Here is a 16,148-nt window from a genome sequence, read left to right as displayed (position 1 = left end):
TATTAAAACACCGAATCTCCGCTTGCCTATGACGATATGGGCGACCGTTTACATTCCACTATGTCTCTCATTAAACCGCAAGGAATAAAAATACCATCATAAAAATAACTTTACATTCCACTATGTCTCTATTAAAACGAGGAGCTTCACGCAAAGTCCGATGCGCTTACGGCTTTACATTCCACTATGTCTCTATTAAAACCAAGGCTTTCTTGCGCCGGATACATAAGGTGATTAACCTTTACATTCCACTATGTCTCTATTAAAACAACCTCTACAACCGTTCTGGATCTCACGATCGGAGAACTTTACATTCCACTATGTCTCTATTAAAACTCAGACGGGAAAACAGATAGCGATAGTGATAATTCCTTTACATTCCACTATGTCTCTATTAAAACAATTACAATTTAGATCTGAATCGCAGCCGGAACTACCTTTACATTCCACTATGTCTCTATTAAAACGTAGAGCGTGACGGTGTGAAGATCATCCGCTTGCGGCTTTACATTCCACTATGTCTCTATTAAAACCAAATCGAATCCGACCTTTTGAGCGTGTACATAGCTTTACATTCCACTATGTCTCTATTAAAACAGAAGCCGGAGCAGATCAATTTCGCCAAGAATAAGCTTTACATTCCACTATGTCTCTATTAAAACCATGCTGCACACGCTCGAGCCGTTATCGATGATTGGCTTTACATTCCACTATGTCTCTATTAAAACGATAAGATTCCGGTCAAACAGATAGCGGAACGGCTCTTTACATTCCACTATGTCTCTATTAAAACTTTACAGCATCATCAAATAAGTCCTTGGTATATTTCTTTACATTCCACTATGTCTCTATTAAAAACCCTGTGCTTTTAAGCGTCCCGAATCCGTTAAACATCTTTACATTCCACTATGTCTCTATTAAAACTGGAAAGTGCGTTGCTCCGGAGTGCTGGGGACGGTTTACTTTACATTCCACTATGTCTCTATTAAAACTATACCAACCAACAATAATGCATATAACTATGAGTCTTTACATTCCACTATGTCTCTATTAAAACTTTTATAACACTCGGAAGTAAGCGTTACTTACATGACTTTACATTCCACTATGTCTCTATTAAAACTGGGTCATGCTCATGTATGCGACGTGGCAGCTAATCTTTACATTCCACTATGTCTCTATTAAAACGGGAAAAAGCCTGCATACAGCCGATAAACTGTACCTTTACATTCCACTATGTCTCTATTAAAACGAATACGAATGCATTCATCGCAAGGTGTCCAATTTCTTTACATTCCACTATGTCTCTATTAAAACCCATATGCATATATTAGTTGATTTTTCCTCCCTTTTCAACACTCTTTTGTCGACCCTTAAAAATCCATCTAATCTTCCAAACATTTGTCCTGCATTGAATATGCAATACTTTTGCCCAAAGCAGATAAATACTAATCTTGTCGACCTCCCTGTCAAAATGCATTTTACCACATCGACAGTAATAACTTGTCCCCTGTCCTTTCTGCTTTAATTACTTCTGTCATCCATCTGCTGCCCATAAACCAGCTACATCATAAAATCATCTTCCATTGTTTTCCTAGACAAGCCAATTCCCTTTCCGGTATTCTCATCAAAAACATATTCATACATGGAGCGATGAATATCCGTATTTTTTATAACATCTTTGTCTATGCCAATCCATGATCCTCTATTGTATAAGGTAACACTTAATGTCAATTCATTAAGCTTACTATTTAATATCGCTTTCGCTTCCTGTCCCAAATATCGAGCACATATTATTTCCTGATAATTTTCTATAAATTCCTGATTTTCATTGTAAATTTCATCCGGAATAACAGATATGCTTTTTATCATTCGAAATTTTTCCTGAACTTCTCTTTTGCTTAATTCATTTATACTTAATCCCTCAAAATATTCAAGATACTCTTCTATTTCCTTATAGTATTCTGTATTTGTGATTTCATCTGCATTATATACTTCGTTAATATATTTCGTTTTCTGCGCTTCTGTGAATGTGGTTTTCTCGTAAGTATGTAAATATTCCCAGGAACGTTCAAATAAATCTTTGTAATAAATTCCTCTGCTTTCCGTTTTATTCTTCGTTAATTTTTTAGCATTCTCTGTTTTATATATTCTTATATTGGGGTCATGTGGTACATATCTTCCCTTCCGATTACAACGTCCCATTCTCTGCAACAAGCTGTCTGCCGTGCACATTTCCGTGTACAACACATCAAAGTCTATATCCAAGCTTGCTTCCACAATCTGCGTTGTAATCCAGACTCCTGTGTTTCCCTTCCCTTCCGAGAAGCGCATGATATTTTCTTCAAGCATTTTTCTATGCTTCCTGATGTAATTTGCATGCAATGAATATACATTATCTATCTGTTCTGCCAATGCACAATACATCTCCTGTGCTTTTCTTACTGTATTACAAATCACAAGAACCTTTTTCGTGTTTGCTTCTTCTATAATTTCTTCCAAATCAAATTCCTGCTCATATATCGCTATCATATGCCGCCGCAAAACACTTTCTTGAGAGAAATCAGCAAAGCAAAATGCTTTATCTTTAGCCAGACCGTATCGCTCCATAAAATCAAGGAGAACCGGAGGAAGTGTTGCCGTTATAACAGCAAATTTTCCACCCATCTGTGAAATTGTTTTTAATCCATAGATTAATGCAGCTACCACCCTTGGTTCATAAGATTGTATTTCATCTATGATCACTTTGGAATATTTCAATGTCGCTGCCATCATTTCTGTGCCTAATGCTTTATAAACAAATAAAAACAGTTGATCCACAGTAGTGACCATCAAGGGTGCGTTAAACATTTTTGCTTTTTCCAATTTTTCTTTTGCCTGCATTGCCTTTTGGTCCACGTCTGTCTTCCCATGTTCATTTTGTTCTTCTGATCCTGACTCCTCTATATATTTTTGAAGGCTTTCTGAATGAAGTAATGCCACATCGTTAAACTGATATTCTTCCCGTATTCTTTTATAAATTGCATTGGAAGACACTTTGAGCGGCAATGTATAAAATCCCTTTTCTCCATTCAGCCAATATAATGCAGCTTCTGTTTTACCCGAACCCGTTGGTGCAACTATAACTACACTATAATCTGTTTTCTCTTTCATATATTTTTGAACCGTTCTTAAATTCTCACCATATTTATTTTGAATATGCTTTATCAGTTCTTTCTTTTCGAAATCGGCTTTCTCTTCCGACTCGCTTTTTCCACTGCTGACCGTCCAGTCAAACTTATTCAACATCCCTTTTATCAGCATATATTCCTGCCACAAATCATCCTTAATCGTAGTCTGCATTTGAACTGCAGAATTACGAAAAAGAAGAAAGCTGCGATTTATCATTCGTGTCTTCCATTTACCATTTTCACAAAACTCATTATAACAACTTTCAAAATATTGATCAGAAAATGCTCTGATATCGCTGTCTTTATATTCGTCGTCCCTGGTATGGTGATAATAAACTGCTGTAACCAGACATTTAAAATCATCTTTTGTAATATCATTACATTCTTCTTGTAATTCCTTCAACGATAATGTCAACGCACTTAAAAATCCATGCGGAATTTGTTTTATATTATGATACTTTTCCTGCTTTTCGCCGGAAATCAATGACTGAAAGATCAAATTTGCTTTTCCAAAATCATGGCATTTGCATGCCGTACAAATAAGGTACTTTTCTTTTTCTGTAAAATACGAACCATATTTTTCCAAAAAACTTTGCGCACATCTTACTGTCTCCTCCAAGTGCTCTTTTAATGTTTTCTGCTCTTCCTCCTCCGCATTTATCAGATTATCTCTTTCTCTCTTTAATGCTGTAATCTCATTTTCAGACAACGATATTTTCATTGTTTCTATGAGATGTAAATATTCTATTTGAATTTGTTCTTTATCTTCCTGCTTTAATTTATGTCTTTTTGATTTTGCATAAAACTTCATATTCGCATTCCTATCATGTATCATTCCAAAATGTATCTATTTCTCTTTCAATTATATTACCTTGCAAATCTATATATTTACAATAACTAAGCTAATGCAACAACCGTTGAGCCACCTTCATAATCGTCTACATATACATCATAAACCGTTTCGCCTTTCGGACAATAATATACCTTTATCTTTCCACCATCCTTTTTCCATCTTCTCAGCCCTTTTTTTGTTATTTCGTATTCTTTGGTAAGGGTATATACGGTTGCCAGACTGACTTGTGCATCCTCAAAATAATGGATTGGTATATAAATATCCATTTCAGGCTCTGCTTCGTCCACCTGACTAATATTAACAACATCTACCTTTTCAATATCAAGCAGATCTTCATACCTTCCCAATGACGGATATTTCTTCGGTGCGAGAAGTGCCTGATAAATGGTGTCAAAATCTTCCTCCTTCTCTGGCACAATATGAATGATCATTCTGTTTTCGCAAACAAGTTCCGCATTGGCAATTCCCTTAAACACACCATATTGTTTTCCATCATCTTTTACGCATATTTGATGTCTTGTTTCCTCGTATTTACTCCCAGCATTAAAAGAATATCTTGTATAAACTTCCGAAATGGTTCCCTGATTGCATCCCTGAATGCTGATCTTCATTCTATGCAGTTCAGTAAATCCGCATGTCGCATGAATCATTCCTATCACTGTGGAATATGGTGGCAATGGATACGTTTCTTTAATAATAAAGCTGCTTGGCTTACGGTAATTGGCAAGGGTCTGATAACACTGCAGTCTAATTGCTCTCCCCATAATAATTATCCACTTCTTTCTTTAATTGTTCAAACGCTTTTCCTATTGTATCAGCATGTAATGTTTCACGGATTTCATCATCGTTCTCAAAGGTATCCGCTGCAACACCTACTATTGTATTCGCTTTAATATCTTCATTTTCTTCCCTAATCTCTGCGAGACGTCTCACTTTTAACTTGTTATTTTCCAATTTGATCTGATTCTCGAAAAACGGATTTTTTCTCTGATAACATCCACCAATCACAAAAAGCGGACTCATATTTTCCCGTCGCCCTTTAATATCTCGATAAAGGTACTCGATCCCCTCCAGCAGTGTTTAACTCTGTTTGCCTTTTCTTCCTGAGAAACAGATATATCCCCATCTTCGCCCACACAATCCAGATCCACAGATACGGTATATGTATAATAAGAACGCTGGATCTCACTCTGAGCAATTGCATTATCTAAATCGGACCTTTTGGCTAAGCCCATATTGGTCAGAAATTCCAGGTCACTCTGATATGGTTCCAGAGCAATCGCATTGCTAAGACGGGCTACTGCACTTCTGGTAGTCGCCCCACCTTTTTCATCGCCTTTTGATGTCGTTTTCATATATCCAAAAAGATCAATTTCCGGATAATCTTCAATGGTTGCTGAAGGTGCAAACTGCACAACGCCACTTTTGTCATCAACCGGGGTATTGTCCCATTTTAACTGTCTGACAAGACTATATCTCATTGCCTGTCTTGAAATATAAGAGTACTGCTGATAATTTCCTCTTGTCATTTTCTTAAGCGTTGTAATATTCCCAACACCTTCTCCGTAATTTGCACTTTCTGCCAAAAAAATCATCGTGATTGTCAATCCATTATTCTTCATTTTTCTTTTCCTCCTTGCCTGCATAATGACTTCCTTCTAATCCCAAAAGAAATGCATACCCATATTGATTAAACTTTTCTCTGTCCTGTAGCATCGCCACAAAACCATTTGGAACTTCCAATCTGCTGGATGCATATAATCGTATAATTGCATCCATAAATTTCTCTGTGTTTCCTACCGATAATGCATTTGTGAGTCTATAAATTGTTCCTCTCATGCATTCATCGGAAGTCACACCCTTAGCAGATAAAATTGCTTTTCGCAATTCGAATCCACTATCCCTCATTGACCATACGTTCATTTGATTCATTCCTCCTTCGCCCTGCATAATCATTGTTGTTCTAATTTGAATTTTAAACACTGATACAGCTCTGCTTAAAATACTTTCTGTTTCGATACCTGCTTTCATCAGCCGGTTGACAAGCCGATACTGGCTCTTATAACTGATCAGATTTTCAATGACCATTTCATAAACATTCAGATAATCCTTTTTAATTTTTACCGTAGGATATTCCGATAATTTTTCGAAATATTCCATTATCTTTTTATCCTTGAGAACATTCAAAATATCCTTGTGTAGTATATTAAAAATATATTTATCGTTTTCATTTTTTTCATTTGTACCGCGCAGAATAATGGAAATATTATTCAGTTCTTTCACCTTTAGTTTAAACACGGTGTTGAGAGTTCTGGCAATCCAGGTTGTATATTTTTCTTCTGCCTGCCTTGCATTTTCTTTCTGTTTAATTTTAACCTCTTTATTCACATCAACCAGCACTTCTATGCTGCTGTCTATATTTTGAAATACAAACTTGTTCCCAACCAGACGAAACCCTAACGGGACAAGCGTATATAAATAAGCGCATAACGGACATATGTATGCATCTACTTTACAATTCCAAAATGCAGACCGTTTTCTTGCAAGATCATCTGCCATATCATTCATAAAAGCAATGGAAACCTCTTCTTTGCTGTCAATCATCGCATTGCATTCAATACAATATTCCTTTGATTTTTCATGCGATTTTAACAGATATTCCTTTAAAGGCTTTGAAAAATCCTGTTCATATATTTCCCGCATATCTTTCTTGGCATTTGCCCGATACAAAAAACTTTTTCCATTCCAAAAACGATTAATATAGTTATAAATTATACTTTTCATACAGAAGGTTTCCCGGCATAAAGGCTGTTTTAAAAATTCCTCCAGCTCCGATAATCGTTCCAGTAGTTCGCCCGGTTCCATCTTGACATTCAATTTACTGACCTTAAGCTTTTCATATACCTCTGGAGCTTCAATTTTATCACAAATATTATCAAAACCACTTTTATAACTATTAGACAGCATCTTATCATTAATATACTTCAAATCGTCTTTTATAGCCTTTAATTCTTCTTCCTTCTGAATAAATTCTCTGCCTTTTTCAATCCTGTTCAATATCTCCTGATAAGTACAAACAGGTCCATAAATCTCTACAAATGCCTTAAAATACAGATCCGTCCAATCGGCATTTTCCGCAAATTCTCCGCTTATGCAAAGCACCTGTTCCTCTTCATCCAGCCAAAAATCCTCATTTACGCCTTGTTTGGCATCGGAAACGAGAAGCATATTCCACATCCCCACAATGCCTGCATTTTTGAGAAAATCACCCTTCGTAATCTTAATTGTCTCCACATATTTCCCTCCCCTCTACATAATAATTTCAAACTTTCCATGGCCTTCCGATCTCCGACTTCCCATTCCTGCCTGATATAAATAATTCAGAAGTTCCGGAGTTCCTTTTAATTTATAAATACCAATATTAGCATCTATCATATGACCAAACACGTTCTGAACAACCTTTTTGCCTTTAACCGGAACAATCGAAAAACCATCCGTTGAAATTGGCACATTGAGCTTTTCCAACATGAATTCTATATTTTCTTTTAATGTCTTTTCAAATTCTGTATCCTGATATATGTAATATTTATCCGTGTTATTGCTCGCATCATGACTGCGGACAACAAGCGAACTTGACATTTTTATGATCACTTCGGAATCCTTTATTTCACTGCGCTTTTGTGCCGCGATCGACACGAGCTGCATCGAATTGCAGTTCATAGGATATTTTTTCTTATACATTGTTTTGAAAGAATTTAAAAATTGTATACTTTCTACGATATCCGCATCACTAAAATACAGCTCAAAACAAGGTTGTCCTAATGAAATTTGTTCCTTCTGAAATCTGGCATTCGGAAGATAACACGAAAATGTATAGCTCTTCATAACAGACTGACTTTTATCATACAGTTTCTCATGAAAGTCCTTGGCATAATTTAAAGTTGCCGCCTTCAGAAAACTGATTATAACAACCTCAAAATCCTTCGACAAAAATGGCTTTTCCAACTGAAAAGTCAACTTAAACTGATTCATTCTATCACCCCTTCCATTTCAACTAAGCTCTTACAATACTATTATACATCATTTATCGAATTTTTAAACTACTTCATTCGACATATTTCGACATTTCTTTTATATTTTTTAAAACAAAAAATGCGAGCTTTTCAAAAACTCGCATTAAACACACTTGTCTCTCAAGAAATTTCTGTATTTTTATGTGTATTTCTATTCTTTGCAGCTAATCGAAATGCCTTTTCCATTGCAGGAGTAAGTTCCGGTGAATCATCATCATACACGATTTCTCTTTGCGCTGCAGCCTGTATCTGCTTAATCTGTTCAGCAGTCGGTTTCTGATCTCTAGTTAAAGCAGCTGTCTTGATCATAGTAAATACTCCTTTCCGTTTTTGTTGCTATTCTTGCTGATATCAGACGAATATTCTCTTTCCGTTCTGTATATACAACAAAAATCACATCATTAACAATTCCAATTTTGTATATGAATTTGTCCAATAGCTATATTCAATGTTTCCGAATAGAATGATAGAGAAACACCGTTCCGGCACCCAATAATAAAACAGCTATTATTAAAATACAAGCCAACGGGAACCGAAAAATATAATCTGCCGAATTTGTAAAACACTCATGATAATTTCTAAACTCAAATGCTTGATACCATTTTGCAAATAACGGCATCAACAAAACAAATATCCCGCCTATCAGGATACATGTTGTTGAGATACACCTTTCAATAATACTGCCATTACTATTTTTCTTATCCGTATTGTGATTATTTGTGTCCTGATCATTATCGTCATCTACCTCGTCCTTCATAAGATAATCCAACGAGCAGTCAAAATATCTTCCTAATTTGACCATATTTTCCATATCAGGAATCGTCCCCATTTCCCACTTGGAAACAGCCTGTCTGGAAACATTCAGTTTTTCTGCCAGCTGCTCCTGTGATAATCCGTTCTGTTTTCTTAATCTCTGTAATTTTTCAGCAAATGTCATAGCATGCATCCCCTTTCTGTTTTTCAGTGTAATTACAGTATATCTTTATCTCTCGATCTATCTACCATCTGAACCTTGCAAATCCGCAATTCAAGGTTACATTCCGGAAAATACTGCCGATTTATACACTTCTGCTATAAATCAGATTATGATAGGTACATCCACAACATTGCAGTCACCTCTGTTTTGATTTTATACCCTTTTATAAATAATAGGAGCATCATATCCAAATGTACGTTTTCCATTCACTTCCATACTCTCCGATACTTCCAGACATGTATCAGAAAATTTCTCCCATAACCGAAATATCATTACCGGCGAAAACTGGCTTACACTGCCTCCTTCCCATGTACCATCCTTTTCGTGATACAAAGCCGGAGTAAATTTTTCTGACTTTTTCAATACACTGTATTTTACATTTTTCATTGTTTCGTAGGAAAATGTCTTTTTATCCTCTCCTTCCGGAATTTCATAGGAAGAAAGCATAATCCCATCATCCTGCTCTGTCAACAAAAACAAATGTGGCGAAGAATGACGTTTTCCTTGGCTTTGATAATAACTTTCTTCCACAATGAATATGCCGGAAAAATCTGCCGGAAGATCTTGTATTTTATTGTTACACGGTGTATTAACATGCTCCGCATATGGATATATCTCTCCTGCTTCCTTCATTTTTTGAAATTGTTCCTGATTATCAAAGTGACCTGTCATCATTTTAATAAACTGCTCAAGTTTAGATATATTTTCTGTATGGCTCATATAGTTCTCCTCTCTCGACGATATTTTCTCTCATTATACACCCATCCATATGAAAAAAAAAGAATATTATCTTTCATACTATCCACATAAGTTTTCATGATAAACTCCCTGCTTAAAACGTGAACGAGAGAAACGTCCACAGCAGACAGATCAATGAATAATTGAAAAGTAGCATGTTTTTTTGCCGGAGTAGGTGGAATTGATTTAGGCTTTGAACAGACCAGAGCATTTGAAGTCGTATACGCAAATGAGATTGACAAATACCCTATTGCCACCTACGAAAACAACTTTAATATCAGAGCAGACTGCCGTGATATTAACACAATAAATGCGAGTGAAATGCCAGAATTTGATGTAATGGTTGGTGGATTTCCTTGTCAAGCCTTTTCGCTTGCCGGATATAGACAGGGATTCGATGATGAAAAAGGACGAGGAACGCTATTCTTTGAAATGATGCGTATTATTAGGGAAAAGAAAGCAGCCGGACACCAATCCAAAGTTGTATTCTTTGAAAATGTCAAGAATCTGGTTGGACACGATCACGGCAATACGTTTCAAGTCATTCAAGAACAATTAGAATATCTGGGATATCATATAAAAACAAAGGTTCTCAACGCAATGGAGTACGGAAATGTACCACAGAATCGGCTCTCACCAAAAGCAAGACAGTATTTCCAAGCGATGACAGCCTCTTAAAAATGCTCTATCTGGCTACTATGGACATCACTAAAAAATGGACCGGACGCCGCAGGGACTGGTCCCAGATACGAGCCCAGCTGGAAATCTACTTTGAAGAACGGCTGGAAAAAGCAGAATTCTAGGGAAATCTATTTGACATATGCATTTCGAGTAGTTTATATTACTGTAATTTTCAATTTTATCACATCAATCATAAATGTGCTTTGCCCAGTCCACAATTGGTTCAATATATTTCTTGTCACTGATATCGTATGACTTAGAAATCATTTCTGCTTGAATCTTCTCTGCTTCAGTCTTGTCTTTTTTTGCCTTTAATGCACTTATAAACATTTTCATCATTAATTTAGAAGTACCCGACATTCTCTCATAATTAAATCCACCCGGACAATAAAATATCTTTACCTTTTGATGTTCTTCTTCAGTAAACCAATTCTTCATCGCCACTTCTATTTCAGGATTTTCTATAGGACTTCCGCCTACGCAGTATACTGCCAATTTTTTGTCGTTCCACTTTTTAAGATTGTTCTTGAACCACTTGATTTTACTAATTCCACCTGCACATGCCCAGCTGCCAAATATTATCGCATCATACTGCTCAAAGTTCAGTTTGCCAGCTTCATTAAGCTCAACACATTCACATTCTAGGGCTTCACTAATCCATTGTGCGTATTTCTTTGTAAATCCAGTCTGTGAATTATAAATTACAATAATGTCTTTACTCATCTCAATATTCTCCATTTCTTTCATTTGTCTTAAATCAAGCTAAGTCCTTCAAATTATCTTCAATTTGTATAATCGTCTGTATTGTTACTTGTAGCTGCTCCTCTGAAACACCTGCAAACATTTTTTTCAAAATACTCATAGTCATTTCATCGTTTTTTTCACAGAAATCTCTACAATAGTCAGTAAGTTCAATGCGCTGTTTTCGCTTATCATTTTTATCTACGATAATAGTAACAAAACCTTTCTTTTCCAATTTTAATAAAATCTGTTTTACATTCTGATGTGAGCTACCCATAATCTCAGCAAGTTCTTTAACCGTTGGTTTTCCTTTACACAGATTAATACATATAATTGCAAAAAACTGTTTCCAACTTACTTCTTTCATCGTGCTATCTGCAACAGCCTGAAATCTGTTATCAAAAGCACTTAATAATCCCAGTAAAAAATAAGATGGATCAATCCCTGTAAAATCTACTTTGTCACTACGAATCACATCTTTAATATTCATATCATCCTCCAATAGGTAATATATTACTTTATATATGGTAATATATTACCTATTATCTGTCAATAGAAAAAGACGGAACAATATCCGCCTTTTTCACAATTGCTATTTCCTAAATTCGCTTTTTCTGTATTGCTGAATTTTGACAGTTTTATTTAACTTTGTTTAGTTCTCAGCTTTTGCCAATCCTTTAACTACCTTATCGAAATCAGACTCAATCGGTTGTGTCTTATTAAAGATATCGTATTCCTGATATGCTTTCTCCAACGCCTGTTTATGGGAAATACGTCCGTTATCCTTTAAAATATCATATCTTCGGAATTCAAGGAACTCGTTCACGCTTTTTGAAAATTCCTCCATTGTAAAGACATTTTCACGTTCAATCAAATCCTCTATGTAATCAAAATATCCTGTAACAGCACGTTCCAACTGACGAATCTGTTTTTCGTCCAAATAGTTTTTGGCAATCGGTGTATCAGATTTGAGAATACGACCATCGGGAGCATTTTTCCATGTGGTCAAGCCCATATTTTCCTTGGTGTGGTCAGCTTGATTGTAGACGATTTCAGCCGCTGTTTTACCGGTAATGGCATAGTGGAATTTGTTCTGTATGGTAGCATAAAAATGATATGCAGTATCAGAATCTCTATCATAATCAATGCTGCACTCTGCAAAAATATCGGTTATCTGTTGCCATATTCTGCGTTCGCTGGCACGGATGGAGCGAACTCTTTCCAGCAATTCACGGAAGTAATCCTTGCCAAAAGCGGTTTTTCCCTGCTTTAAACGTTCATCATCCATAGCAAAGCCCTTTATCATATATTCCTTCAAAATACTGGTTGCCCATATACGGAACCTGGTTGCCTGAATGGAGTTTACTCTGTAACCTACAGAAATAATGGCATCCAGATTGTAATAATTGGTAGGAATAGTCTGTGTTTTATCCTGCATTGCTCCGTGCTGAGTGGTTGTTGCAATTTTTGCAACAACCACTTCCTCATCCAGCTCACCGGATTCAAAAATCTTTGCTAAATGGCGGCTGATGCCCGACTTGTCAATACCAAACAATTCAGCCATGGCTTTTTGTGTCAGCCATATCGTTTCATCTTTTATCAAGGCGCTTACAGTCACGTTATCATCTTCGGTTCTGTACAGCACCATTTCCATTTGTTTTGTAATATCTGTATTCATAATCAGCCTTCTTTCTTATAGCAGGTGAATTAGTTAGCGTTGTCTTTATCCTTAGCACGGCTCTTATACACATTATACCGGTTTTTACATTTACCACTGCAAAATACGCTGTTGGGTCTGCTGGCAACAAAGGCTTTTCCACAGTGCTTACATACCTTCAGGGAGGACTTTTCATCTGTAAGCATAAAAGAAAACATCATCTGCACACCCAATAGCAGAGAATGGAAATCCCACACGATGGTAGGTCGGTCAAGCAGCTCTATATGATAGATTGGTGCAATACCGCCAAATGCCGCCATGCCCTGACGGTATAAATTCTTTTGCATATCATCCATCTTGTCAAAATCCTGATAGTATAGAAAGCTTGACATAAAGGTAAATGCCCAGTCTTTAAATAAAGTCACAAGCCAGTCATACCTTTCTGCATATTCTTTCTGGAAACTCATCATTACTGCCTGCGGTTTATTTTTCATAGTCATAATCAGTGCCATCATCTGCACATCATCCGTACTCCATGATGATTCCATTCCTTTTTTTACAAAATCAATCTTATCAAAGGGAAAGAAATAGGAAAGATACTTTTCCGTAGTCATGCTTTCCTCTTTGATGAAATGATTTTTCGGTAAATATACCGAATGATAAGTGATGAAGTCCGGCGTGGTAGGCAGTGCCGTCATAAATCCAAGCAGTCCATAACCGGTAACAAAATCCATAATGGCATTCTGCAAATGTTCCTGTGTATTATTTTTGTCCATGCACATCAGTCCGAGGTTTACCGCCTTTAATACCATCTGCTCCGAATCCTTTAGCGGATTATAGAGAGACACTTTCGCATCCGGTGAAGGTGTGATGTACAACGTACCTTCTTTATCTTCCTTCCAGTCATATTTGTCGTATCGTGCCCAGTTGGAGCTGGTTTTCTGGAATAGGTTACTCATAAAAGCCTCCAATCTGTCCGTTCTAAAATGTAATCTGTATCACCAGAAAATATATTACTATCATAACAAGCCTGTTCCCCAAGGTCAAATGGTATTTGTGATTTCTTTCGTTTTCTTATTCTTTTTATCCGTAATCAGTGATCGGTAATTGTCATAAAAAATCTGCTCTTGCTTTGTCAGAGAAAGCTGATTGTCTACTCTGTTCTGTAATGCCTGCATAAAGGATTTACGAAGCTTTTTTAACATGGTGTCACGGATTTTGCGGATATTTCTGTCGGTCTGCTCTCTAAATGCTGCAATCAACTGACAGGAGTATCCTTTAATGGCAAGCTGATATAAAAGCTCCTTCTGTACATCTTTTAATGCAAAGATTGCTTTGGAAATATCCTCATCCGTCACCAGCTCATGCATTTCAAAGAGGCAGTCATAAATGGCATCAAGGAAATCCCCTTTCAGTATCTGCTTCCAGAAAACATGCCGGATGGGAGCAGGAATTACAATCTCATCCGGTGACATTCCCCATTCAAGGGGAACATCCGATCTTCCTATTTCATGATAGCGTTCCTTACGTTCCCGGTTGGCATCAAGCCTTTTCCACCATGTAACCACATTTGCAAATTTCTCCTCGGTTCTGGCAGAATCCTCAAGACGTGCCAGTGCTTCCTGTTCCAGTTCACGTTTCAGCTTTTCCCTCGTTGATGTTTCCGGTATCTTTGATACTTCCGGTTCATTTTCCATCTCAAGTTCTATTTCAAGAATAGCGGCATTCTCCTGTTCAAGGGCATCCGTCAGTTCATCTTCCTGTATGTCTTCTTCAAAATAATCATTTGTACATTCCTTCAACAGGGATTCACCACCTTTCAAAAATTTCTTTCAGAACTTCTATAAAAAACAGTTCCGTTTTGGGACTGCATTTCTCCTATAGGTGAGGAAGTAATCTTATTTATCTCAAAAAGATTACTCAAAACCAGAAGAAAGGAGCCGGATTTTATGAAGATTTATCTTATCCGTTGTAGCAGTCCGTCAAAGATACTTCGATTATAACAAACATGTGTTCGTATTTCAAGAAGGAGGTGAAATTATTATGGAGCAGGCAGTAAGTAAGGAGCGGGCGATGTCCTCTTTTACCAAAAGAAAAGGACAGACCACCTATAAGGTAAATGTATTTTTCGCAGAGAATATCACATCTACCTTTGAGGATAAGCTTTTGCATCTAGTGGTAAATGATATTGACAATCGGAAAGTTGCCACACCGGATGCAGAGTAATTGTTACACACAAATCTATTAGTTTTATGGCTGATATTTTTATCAGCAAGAAGGAGTTTACTATGGGTAAATCAACCAAAACCTATGAAGAAAGAATCCAGGAGAAGGATTTAAGGATCGAGAAGCTGGCACAGGAGTTGAAGCGTTATGAGACACAAAAGAAGCAGCTGGAGAAACGAAAGAAGGAGGAAGAACGGAAAATCCGTACCCACCGTCTGATTGAAATCGGTGCGGCGGTGGAGTCAGTACTTGGAAGATGTATTGAGCTGGAAGAAATCCCTAAGCTGATTGCCTTTTTAAATAAGCAGGAAGCCAACGGAAAATTTTTCTCCAAAGCAATACAGAAAAGTCCTGATACAGACATGAGAAAAGAAGAATGCGGGGAGTCAGGAGTTTCCTGATTCCCTTCTCTTTTTAGGGAGAAGGGCGCACTTATAGACAGGCAGAGCCTGTCTCTGGCGCGCGCTCTGCGAGGCTTATGGGAAGCATTGTTGTGATTAGCATTATGATTCTTGCTTCTGCGGGGATTTTGATAGGAGGATTTCTTCTATTCAGAAATGTATTTGACCGGATTGATGAGAAGTGGCATGACCGCTGGCAGTATTACAAAGTTATCGGAGTAAAAAGCTTAAGAAAAGCGGTGACGGTTGCTTTGTGTATTGTCAGTATTACCTTTGCATTGATTGCAGGAATGTGTATTCCGCTGGATATCAATGTGGTAAGCTGATGGATTTGCGTTTCCACCGCCGGAATGACGGTTTCCTTAAAAATGGATTTGCGGTTTCCGATTCCCGGACAGGCGGGACATGGAAGCTGGATTATTCACTCGTAAAAAGGCACCTCACAGATTACTCTTTCTGGTGAAAATACTATTTTAAACATTTGACTTTCATCAACAGTAGTAATCCCCGAATCTAATAATACGAGACTATGAGAAAAAGTCTGTAAATAAGATTCTTCTATGATAATGAAAGGCAAAAAATTCTTTGTCAGAGCTTTTTGCCCTTTAGTTATATATAACAGTTGAAAAATG

18 protein-coding genes, 2 pseudogenes and 1 CRISPR repeat array are annotated in these 16,148 nt (G+C 36.9%); of the genes and pseudogenes, 5 read left to right on the top strand and 15 right to left on the bottom strand.

Annotation, left to right across the window (positions count from 1 at the left end; all coding sequences use genetic code 11):
• Positions 1-46: 46 nt before the first annotated feature.
• A CRISPR array of direct repeats spans positions 47-1,317; the repeat unit is 30 nt; unit sequence CTTTACATTCCACTATGTCTCTATTAAAAC.
• A 246-nt stretch (positions 1,318-1,563) separates the two neighbouring features.
• The 9 genes from cas3 to DXA20_RS15155 all read right to left on the bottom strand — a co-directional run bounded on the left by cas3 (position 1,564) and on the right by DXA20_RS15155 (position 9,774).
• A complete protein-coding gene (cas3, locus tag DXA20_RS15195; protein ID WP_118561931.1) occupies positions 1,564-3,981 on the bottom strand; it encodes a CRISPR-associated helicase Cas3' in 2,418 nt (805 codons plus the stop codon).
• 86 nt (positions 3,982-4,067) lie between these two features.
• Complete coding sequence (cas5, locus tag DXA20_RS15190) at positions 4,068-4,787, bottom strand: CRISPR-associated protein Cas5 (protein WP_118561929.1); 720 nt, start codon at positions 4,785-4,787, stop codon at positions 4,068-4,070.
• Entirely contained in the window at positions 4,771-5,046 is a 276-nt protein-coding gene (locus DXA20_RS18175; RefSeq protein ID WP_330421078.1) for a hypothetical protein, read from the bottom strand. Before DXA20_RS18175 ends, cas5 begins: the two co-directional genes overlap by 17 nt.
• Positions 5,043-5,645 (bottom strand): type I-B CRISPR-associated protein Cas7/Cst2/DevR, encoded by a 603-nt coding sequence (gene cas7i, locus DXA20_RS15185; protein ID WP_330421076.1) that lies wholly within the window; start codon positions 5,643-5,645, stop codon positions 5,043-5,045. The genes DXA20_RS18175 and cas7i overlap by 4 nt, the downstream gene beginning before the upstream one ends.
• Positions 5,635-7,317 carry a Cas8a1 family CRISPR/Cas system-associated protein gene (locus tag DXA20_RS15180; RefSeq protein WP_118561927.1) on the bottom strand — a complete coding sequence of 561 codons (1,683 nt, stop codon included), beginning with the start codon at positions 7,315-7,317 and terminating at the stop codon, positions 5,635-5,637. Before DXA20_RS15180 ends, cas7i begins: the two co-directional genes overlap by 11 nt.
• A 15-nt stretch (positions 7,318-7,332) precedes the next feature.
• On the bottom strand, positions 7,333-8,055 hold the full coding sequence (cas6, locus tag DXA20_RS15175; protein WP_118561925.1) for a CRISPR-associated endoribonuclease Cas6: 723 nt from the start codon (positions 8,053-8,055) through the stop codon (positions 7,333-7,335).
• 161 nt (positions 8,056-8,216) lie between these two features.
• Positions 8,217-8,405 carry a hypothetical protein gene (locus DXA20_RS15170; RefSeq protein WP_118561923.1) on the bottom strand — a complete coding sequence of 63 codons (189 nt, stop codon included), beginning with the start codon at positions 8,403-8,405 and terminating at the stop codon, positions 8,217-8,219.
• A gap of 136 nt (positions 8,406-8,541) precedes the next feature.
• A complete protein-coding gene (locus tag DXA20_RS15160; protein WP_118561919.1) occupies positions 8,542-9,033 on the bottom strand; it encodes a helix-turn-helix domain-containing protein in 492 nt (163 codons plus the stop codon).
• 192 nt (positions 9,034-9,225) lie between these two features.
• Entirely contained in the window at positions 9,226-9,774 is a 549-nt protein-coding gene (locus DXA20_RS15155) for a hypothetical protein (RefSeq protein ID WP_118561935.1), read from the bottom strand.
• A 207-nt stretch (positions 9,775-9,981) separates the two neighbouring features.
• On the opposite strand from DXA20_RS15155, the pseudogene dcm reads away from it, so the two are divergent.
• Both dcm and DXA20_RS18545 read left to right on the top strand, forming a co-directional pair.
• Positions 9,982-10,488 (top strand): annotated as a pseudogene (gene dcm / locus DXA20_RS15150) (DNA (cytosine-5-)-methyltransferase); the annotation flags it as partial.
• Positions 10,443-10,613, top strand: a pseudogene (locus DXA20_RS18545) (IS256 family transposase); the annotation flags it as partial. The pseudogenes dcm and DXA20_RS18545, both read left to right, overlap by 46 nt.
• Before the next feature lie 64 nt (positions 10,614-10,677).
• Here DXA20_RS18545 and DXA20_RS15140 read toward each other — a convergent pair.
• From DXA20_RS15140 to DXA20_RS15120, 5 genes are all read right to left on the bottom strand, one after another.
• Positions 10,678-11,214 carry a flavodoxin domain-containing protein gene (locus DXA20_RS15140; protein WP_118561933.1) on the bottom strand — a complete coding sequence of 179 codons (537 nt, stop codon included), beginning with the start codon at positions 11,212-11,214 and terminating at the stop codon, positions 10,678-10,680.
• Positions 11,215-11,248: 34 nt separating this feature from the next.
• Positions 11,249-11,722 (bottom strand): MarR family winged helix-turn-helix transcriptional regulator, encoded by a 474-nt coding sequence (locus DXA20_RS15135; protein ID WP_118561917.1) that lies wholly within the window; start codon positions 11,720-11,722, stop codon positions 11,249-11,251.
• Positions 11,723-11,884: 162 nt separating this feature from the next.
• The gene (locus DXA20_RS15130) at positions 11,885-12,910 is read right to left on the bottom strand and encodes a virulence RhuM family protein (RefSeq protein ID WP_118561915.1); all 1,026 of its coding nucleotides are present in this window, start codon (positions 12,908-12,910) and stop codon (positions 11,885-11,887) included.
• Positions 12,911-12,939: 29 nt separating this feature from the next.
• Positions 12,940-13,848 carry a hypothetical protein gene (locus DXA20_RS15125; protein WP_118561913.1) on the bottom strand — a complete coding sequence of 303 codons (909 nt, stop codon included), beginning with the start codon at positions 13,846-13,848 and terminating at the stop codon, positions 12,940-12,942.
• Positions 13,849-13,932: 84 nt separating this feature from the next.
• Complete coding sequence (locus DXA20_RS15120; protein ID WP_118561911.1) at positions 13,933-14,691, bottom strand: hypothetical protein; 759 nt, start codon at positions 14,689-14,691, stop codon at positions 13,933-13,935.
• A gap of 241 nt (positions 14,692-14,932) precedes the next feature.
• Between DXA20_RS15120 and DXA20_RS15115 the strand changes: the two genes are divergently transcribed.
• The 3 genes from DXA20_RS15115 to DXA20_RS15105 all read left to right on the top strand — a co-directional run bounded on the left by DXA20_RS15115 (position 14,933) and on the right by DXA20_RS15105 (position 15,842).
• A complete protein-coding gene (locus DXA20_RS15115; protein ID WP_118561909.1) occupies positions 14,933-15,115 on the top strand; it encodes a transposon-encoded TnpW family protein in 183 nt (60 codons plus the stop codon).
• A gap of 62 nt (positions 15,116-15,177) precedes the next feature.
• Positions 15,178-15,516: a DUF3847 domain-containing protein gene (locus DXA20_RS15110; RefSeq protein WP_118561907.1), complete on the top strand. Its 339-nt coding sequence runs from the start codon at positions 15,178-15,180 to the stop codon at positions 15,514-15,516.
• Between the two features lie 92 nt (positions 15,517-15,608).
• Positions 15,609-15,842, top strand: a complete 234-nt coding sequence (locus DXA20_RS15105) for a hypothetical protein (protein WP_147403766.1) — start codon at positions 15,609-15,611, stop codon at positions 15,840-15,842.
• 95 nt (positions 15,843-15,937) lie between these two features.
• Here the strand turns inward: DXA20_RS15105 and DXA20_RS16525 are convergent.
• On the bottom strand, positions 15,938-16,148 hold a 211-nt coding region (locus DXA20_RS16525; protein ID WP_207664230.1), incomplete at its 5' end, for a hypothetical protein.

Origin of the sequence: Roseburia sp. AM59-24XD (assembly GCF_003478445.1) — a bacterium.
In the GTDB taxonomy this organism is placed as follows: Bacteria; Bacillota; Clostridia; order Lachnospirales; family Lachnospiraceae; genus Jutongia.
The sequence above is the reverse complement of the archived record's forward strand: the minus strand, read 5'-3'. Positions and strand labels throughout refer to the sequence as shown.

What these genes read in the sequence shown, in the direction of transcription:
- DXA20_RS15135 (WP_118561917.1), bottom strand. Translation starts at nt 11,722, where the DNA reads ATGAATATTAAAGATGTGATTCGTAGTGACAAAGTAGATTTTACAGGG.
- DXA20_RS15130 (WP_118561915.1), bottom strand. Translation starts at nt 12,910, where the DNA reads ATGAATACAGATATTACAAAACAAATGGAAATGGTGCTGTACAGAACC.
- DXA20_RS15140 (WP_118561933.1), bottom strand. Translation starts at nt 11,214, where the DNA reads ATGAGTAAAGACATTATTGTAATTTATAATTCACAGACTGGATTTACA.
- DXA20_RS15110 (WP_118561907.1), top strand. Translation starts at nt 15,178, where the DNA reads ATGGGTAAATCAACCAAAACCTATGAAGAAAGAATCCAGGAGAAGGAT.
- DXA20_RS15160 (WP_118561919.1), bottom strand. Translation starts at nt 9,033, where the DNA reads ATGACATTTGCTGAAAAATTACAGAGATTAAGAAAACAGAACGGATTA.
- cas6 (WP_118561925.1), bottom strand. Translation starts at nt 8,055, where the DNA reads ATGAATCAGTTTAAGTTGACTTTTCAGTTGGAAAAGCCATTTTTGTCG.
- DXA20_RS15125 (WP_118561913.1), bottom strand. Translation starts at nt 13,848, where the DNA reads ATGAGTAACCTATTCCAGAAAACCAGCTCCAACTGGGCACGATACGAC.
- DXA20_RS18175 (WP_330421078.1), bottom strand. Translation starts at nt 5,046, where the DNA reads ATGAGTCCGCTTTTTGTGATTGGTGGATGTTATCAGAGAAAAAATCCG.
- cas7i (WP_330421076.1), bottom strand. Translation starts at nt 5,645, where the DNA reads ATGAAGAATAATGGATTGACAATCACGATGATTTTTTTGGCAGAAAGT.
- DXA20_RS15115 (WP_118561909.1), top strand. Translation starts at nt 14,933, where the DNA reads ATGGAGCAGGCAGTAAGTAAGGAGCGGGCGATGTCCTCTTTTACCAAA.
- cas5 (WP_118561929.1), bottom strand. Translation starts at nt 4,787, where the DNA reads ATGGGGAGAGCAATTAGACTGCAGTGTTATCAGACCCTTGCCAATTAC.
- cas3 (WP_118561931.1), bottom strand. Translation starts at nt 3,981, where the DNA reads ATGAAGTTTTATGCAAAATCAAAAAGACATAAATTAAAGCAGGAAGAT.
- DXA20_RS15170 (WP_118561923.1), bottom strand. Translation starts at nt 8,405, where the DNA reads ATGATCAAGACAGCTGCTTTAACTAGAGATCAGAAACCGACTGCTGAA.